This is a genomic window from Streptomyces capoamus (assembly GCF_014654935.1).
Classification (GTDB): domain Bacteria; phylum Actinomycetota; class Actinomycetes; order Streptomycetales; family Streptomycetaceae; genus Streptomyces; species Streptomyces capoamus.
Genome location: NZ_BNBF01000013.1, coordinates 66,350 through 71,191, shown reverse-complemented (window position 1 = coordinate 71,191; position 4,842 = coordinate 66,350). Strand labels below are relative to the sequence as shown.

Below are 4,842 nucleotides of genomic sequence, written 5' to 3'. Positions count from 1 at the left end.
GGCCGACCCCGGTCTGGACCTCGTCCGCGATCAGCGGGACGGACCGCTCCGCCGTGAACCGGCGCATGCGGCGCAACCAGTCGTCCGGTGCGGGGATCACCCCTCCCTCACCCTGGACCGGTTCGAGGATCATGCCGGCCGGCAGGGGTACGCCGGACTTGGGGTCGTCGAGGAGGGACTCGGTCCAGCGGGCGGAGAGTTCGGCGCCGGTCGGCCCGCCGACACCGAAGGGGCAGCGGTAGTCCTGCGGGTAGGGCAGGCGGGTCACCTGGATGTCGCGGGCGCCACCGGAGGCGGCCAGGGCGCCGGCGGTCATGCCGTGGTAGGCGCCGGTGAAGGCGAGGATGCCGGAGCGTCCGGTCGCGGCCCGGACCAGGGTGAGGGCCGCCTCGACGGCGTCGGTGCCGGCCGGACCGCAGAACTGGACACGGCCGCGGTCGGCGAGGCCGGGCGGGAGGGTGTGGAACAGCTCGGTGACGAAGGCGTCCTTGACGGGGGTTGCGAGGTCGAGGACGGAGAGGGGGGCGCCGGAGTCGAGGACACCCCGGATGGCTTCCAGTACCACCGGGTGGTTGTGGCCGAGGGCGAGCGTGCCCGCGCCGGAGAGACAGTCCAGGTAACGGCGACCGTCGGCGCCCTCGATGGTGAGCCCGCGCGCCCGGACGGGCACGATGGGCAGGGCGCGGGCGTAGGTGCGCGCCGAGGACTCCCGCGCGGACTGGCGTCTCAGGATGCCCTCGTGCACGGCCCGCACTTCCGCGGGGGCTCCTCCAGCGATCGACTCCGTAACGGCCACTGTGCGTCGTCCTCCGCTGTCCAAGGGCGAGTTGGTCATCGGGGACCGGATCCAGGCGGCCGTCCCCACCGGCTACAACCGCGGACCGTTCGGGCGGTTACGGGGACGCGTTCAGTTCCTTGGCGGGAGGGTGTGGATACCGGTTGCCCGGTGGTCCCGCACGTCCGCGCCTCCGCCGCGCGGCGCGTCCGGTTCAGGGGCTGTGTGACGGAACCGTAGCCCTCCCGTCGGAACTCCCCCACGACGACGGCATAGTGTGTGATGCCGTTCCCAGGAGGTCGTGAGACCGGCATGGACCGTCCATGAGTTCGCCGCCGGTGTCGGGGCCTGAGCGCCGAGTTCGTTTCACAGCAGGGGAGTCAAGAACATGCGATCCATACGGCCGTCGTTCACCGCTCGGCGAGGGAGGGGCGCTCGCCGCACCTCCACCTCGCTGACGGCGGTCGCCCTCGTGTCGGCGCTGGCCCTGACCGCCACTGCCTGCAACGGCGACGGCGACGACAACGCCGACGGCAAGCCGACCGCCACCGCGACAGCGGGGGGCAACCGCGACGGAAAGATCTCGATCCCGGACGACCTCAAGAAGAGGCTCAAGGACCACGGGATCGATGTCGACAAGTGGAAGAACGGCGCCTGGAAGAACTGGAACAGGCAGGACTGGCTGCGCGAGGCCAACGACTTCATCAACCCGATCATCAAGGGCCTGTGGGACCCGGACCGGATGCGTCACGCCGACGACCCGGACCAGGGGGTCGACGACAACGACATCTCCGGTGACCAGGGCGTCACGGACCCGACGCCGCAGCCGGTGAAGGCGCAGGCGGTCGCGCCGCCGTACCACACCAGTGCGGCCGCCTCGGGCAAGCTCCTCTTCGACGCCCCCGAGGGCACCATGGTCTGCTCGGCGACGGTCGTGACGGACCCGGCGCACCCGGGCAAGTCCAACCTCGTGTGGACGGCGGGGCACTGTGTGCACGCCGGCAAGAAGGGCGGCTGGTACCGGAACCTGGCCTTCGTGCCGTCGTACAACAACCAGGGCATGTCAGCGGCCCGACTGCAGAACGCCAGCCGGTCCGAGGTCGCCCCGTACGGCGTGTGGTGGGCCGACGCGGCGAAGACCTCGCAGCAGTGGATCAGCGAGGGCGGGCAGACGGGCGGCAACGGAGCCTCGTACGACTTCGCCGTCATCCATGTGACGCCGGAGCAGGGCAGCGGCGGCAAGTCGCTGGAGGAGACCGTCGGCGGGGCGCTGCCGGTGAACTTCAACGCGCCGGCCGTGTCGCAGGTCACCGGCATCACGGCGTCCGGTTACCCGGCGGCGGCACCGTACGACGGTCAGCTGCTGTACCGGTGCCAGGACAAGCCGGGCCGGCTGTCCATCGAGCAGTCCGACCCGACGATGTACCGGATCGGCTGCACGATGACCGGTGGGTCCTCCGGTGGCGGCTGGGTGGAGACGGGCGCGGACGGCAAGCCCGAGCTGGTCTCCAACACGTCCATCGGTCCGGTGAGCGCCGGGTGGCTGGCCGGTCCCCGGCTGGGCGAGGTGGCCAAGGGTGTGTACGAGTCGGTGAGCAAGCAGTTCGCCGGCCGGTGAGACAAGCAGGTCGCCGGCCGGTGAGCCGGCGATGCGTCAGCGGTGAAGCCGACGGTCCACCTGACACGGTGGGCATGACACGGTGGGCATGACGCGGTGGACATGACGAGGCCCGTCACCCGAGGGGGTGACGGGCCTTCGTGGTGTGGCGGATCAGCGCGCGGACACCGGTGTGTACGGCGCCAGGTCCGCGGCCAGCTCCTCGTGCACCCGGACCTTGAGCAGGGTGCCCTCCGCGGTGTGCTCCTCGGAGATCACCTCGCCCTCGGTGTGGGCGCGGGCGACGAGTTTGCCGTGGGTGTACGGCACGAGCGCCTCGATCTCGACCGAGGGGCGGGGCAGCTCGTCGTCGATCAGGGCGAGCAGTTGTTCGAGGCCCCGTCCGGTGCGTGCCGAGACGGCGATCGAGCGCTTCTCGACCCGCAGCAGCCGCTGGAGCACCAGCGGGTCGGCCGCGTCCGCCTTGTTGATCACGACGATCTCGGGCACGCCGGTGGCGCCGACGTCCCGGATCACCTCGCGTACGGCGGCGAGCTGCTCCTCCGGATCGGGGTGCGAGCCGTCCACCACGTGCAGGATCAGGTCGGAGTCGCCGACCTCCTCCATGGTGGAGCGGAACGCCTCGACCAGGTGGTGCGGCAGGTGCCGGACGAAGCCGACGGTGTCCGCCAGCGTGTACAGCCGGCCGCTCGGGGTCTCGGCCCGGCGGACGGTCGGGTCCAGGGTCGCGAACAGGGCGTTCTCGACCAGGACACCGGCGCCCGTGAGCCGGTTGAGCAGGGAGGACTTCCCGGCGTTGGTGTAGCCCGCGATGGCGACGGACGGCACCTTGTTGCGCCGGCGTTCCTGGCGCTTGATCTCGCGGCCGGTCTTCATGTCCGCGATCTCCCGGCGCATCTTCGCCATCTTCTCGCGGATCCGGCGCCGGTCCGTCTCGATCTTGGTCTCACCGGGACCACGCGTGGCGAGGCCGCCGCGGCCACCACCCATCTGCCGGGACAGCGACTGACCCCAGCCGCGCAGCCGCGGCAGCATGTACTGCATCTGCGCGAGCGCGACCTGTGCCTTGCCCTCGCGGGACTTGGCGTGCTGGGCGAAGATGTCGAGGATCAGGGCCGTACGGTCGATGACCTTGACCTTGACGACGTCCTCCAGCTGGATCAGCTGGCCGGGGCTCAGCTCACCGTCGCAGATGACGGTGTCCGCGCCCGTCTCGAGGACGACGTCGCGCAGCTCGTTGGCCTTGCCGGAGCCGATGTAGGTGGCCGCGTCGGGCTTGTCGCGGCGCTGGATCACGCCGTCGAGCACGACCGCGCCCGCCGTCTCCGCGAGGGCGGCCAGCTCGGCGAGGGAGTTTTCGGCGTCCTGCGCGGTGCCGGTGGTCCACACGCCGACGAGCACGACCTGCTCCAGGCGGAGCTGGCGGTACTCGACCTCGGTGACGTCCTCCAGCTCGGTGGAGAGGCCCACCACGCGGCGCAGGGCCGCGCGCTCGGAGCGGTCGAACTGCTCGCCGTCCCGCTCGCCGTCGATCTCGTAGCTCCAGGCGACGTCCTCTTCCATCAGGGCATCGGCCCGAAGACCCTCGGGGTAGGCGTGCGCGAGGCGCTTGGTGTCCTGGGAAGGGGAAGAAGAGGAGGTCATTGGATCCTTACGTCGATGAGATGCGTCGGTGATACGGCGGTGGGACTGCCGTCGCCGCGTCGGTACCGCGGTCTGACGCCCGGGCCGTTCGTCGTGTTCAACGTACGAGTACCCCGGGAGATTCCCGTGTCCCGTGCGCGTGCCGCGACCTTTCGATGGTCGCACGGTACGGCACGTCTCGTCACCGGGTTATCGCCGGTCCCACCGGGTCATCGCCGGGCCGTGAGCGGGGCGGTCCTAGGCGGGGGCTGCGGCTTCCAGTCCGGGTGGCCGGGCATCGGCGGGGTCTTCTCGCCGTACAGCCAGGCCGTGAGGAAGCCCCTGAGGTCGCGGCCGGCGACGGCGGAGGCCAGCCGGACGAAGTCGCCGGTGGTGGCGGTGGTGTCCCGGTGTTCCTGGACCCAGATCCGCTCCAGCCGCTCGAAGGCCGGCCGGCCGATCTCCTGCCGCAGCGCGTAGAGCGCGAGGGCCGCACCGTCGTAGATGTTGGGCCGGAAGATGCTGATCTTCTGGCCGGGCACGGGCGGCTTGGGCCGGGCGGGCGGTCCGCCGGCCTCGCGCCACCGGTCCGAGGCGCCGTAGGCGGCCTTCATCCGCTCCTCCATGGGCCGGTGCGCCGTCTCCTCGGCGTACAGCTCCTCGTACCAGGTGGCGTGGCCCTCGTTCAGCCAGACATCGGACCAGCTGCGCGGGGTGACGCTGTCCCCGAACCACTGGTGGGACAGCTCGTGCACCATGACCGACTCGACGTACCACTTCGGGTAGGCGGGCTCGGTGAACAGGGCTTCCTCGAAGAGCGAGAGGG

4 protein-coding genes are annotated in these 4,842 nt (G+C 71.0%); 1 reads left to right on the top strand and 3 read right to left on the bottom strand.

Annotation, left to right across the window (positions count from 1 at the left end):
• Positions 1-670, bottom strand: a 670-nt coding sequence (locus IE312_RS41140) for an aminotransferase class III-fold pyridoxal phosphate-dependent enzyme (protein WP_370467583.1), incomplete at its 3' end; no start/stop codon positions are given.
• Between the two features lie 493 nt (positions 671-1,163).
• Here IE312_RS41140 and IE312_RS21050 point away from each other — a divergent pair.
• Positions 1,164-2,393 carry a trypsin-like serine peptidase gene (locus tag IE312_RS21050; protein WP_189983905.1) on the top strand — a complete coding sequence of 410 codons (1,230 nt, stop codon included), beginning with the start codon at positions 1,164-1,166 and terminating at the stop codon, positions 2,391-2,393.
• 153 nt (positions 2,394-2,546) lie between these two features.
• Here the strand turns inward: IE312_RS21050 and hflX are convergent, their stop codons facing one another.
• Positions 2,547-4,037, bottom strand: a complete 1,491-nt coding sequence (gene hflX / locus IE312_RS21045; protein WP_189983904.1) for a GTPase HflX — start codon at positions 4,035-4,037, stop codon at positions 2,547-2,549.
• Between the two features lie 209 nt (positions 4,038-4,246).
• The coding region (locus IE312_RS41135) for a M1 family aminopeptidase (RefSeq protein ID WP_268254328.1) at positions 4,247-4,842 on the bottom strand (596 nt) is incomplete at its 5' end.

Coding starts and splice junctions, on each gene's coding strand:
- IE312_RS21050 (WP_189983905.1), top strand. CDS start 1,164: ATGCGATCCATACGGCCGTCGTTCACCGCTCGGCGAGGGAGGGGCGCT.
- hflX (WP_189983904.1), bottom strand. CDS start 4,037: ATGACCTCCTCTTCTTCCCCTTCCCAGGACACCAAGCGCCTCGCGCAC.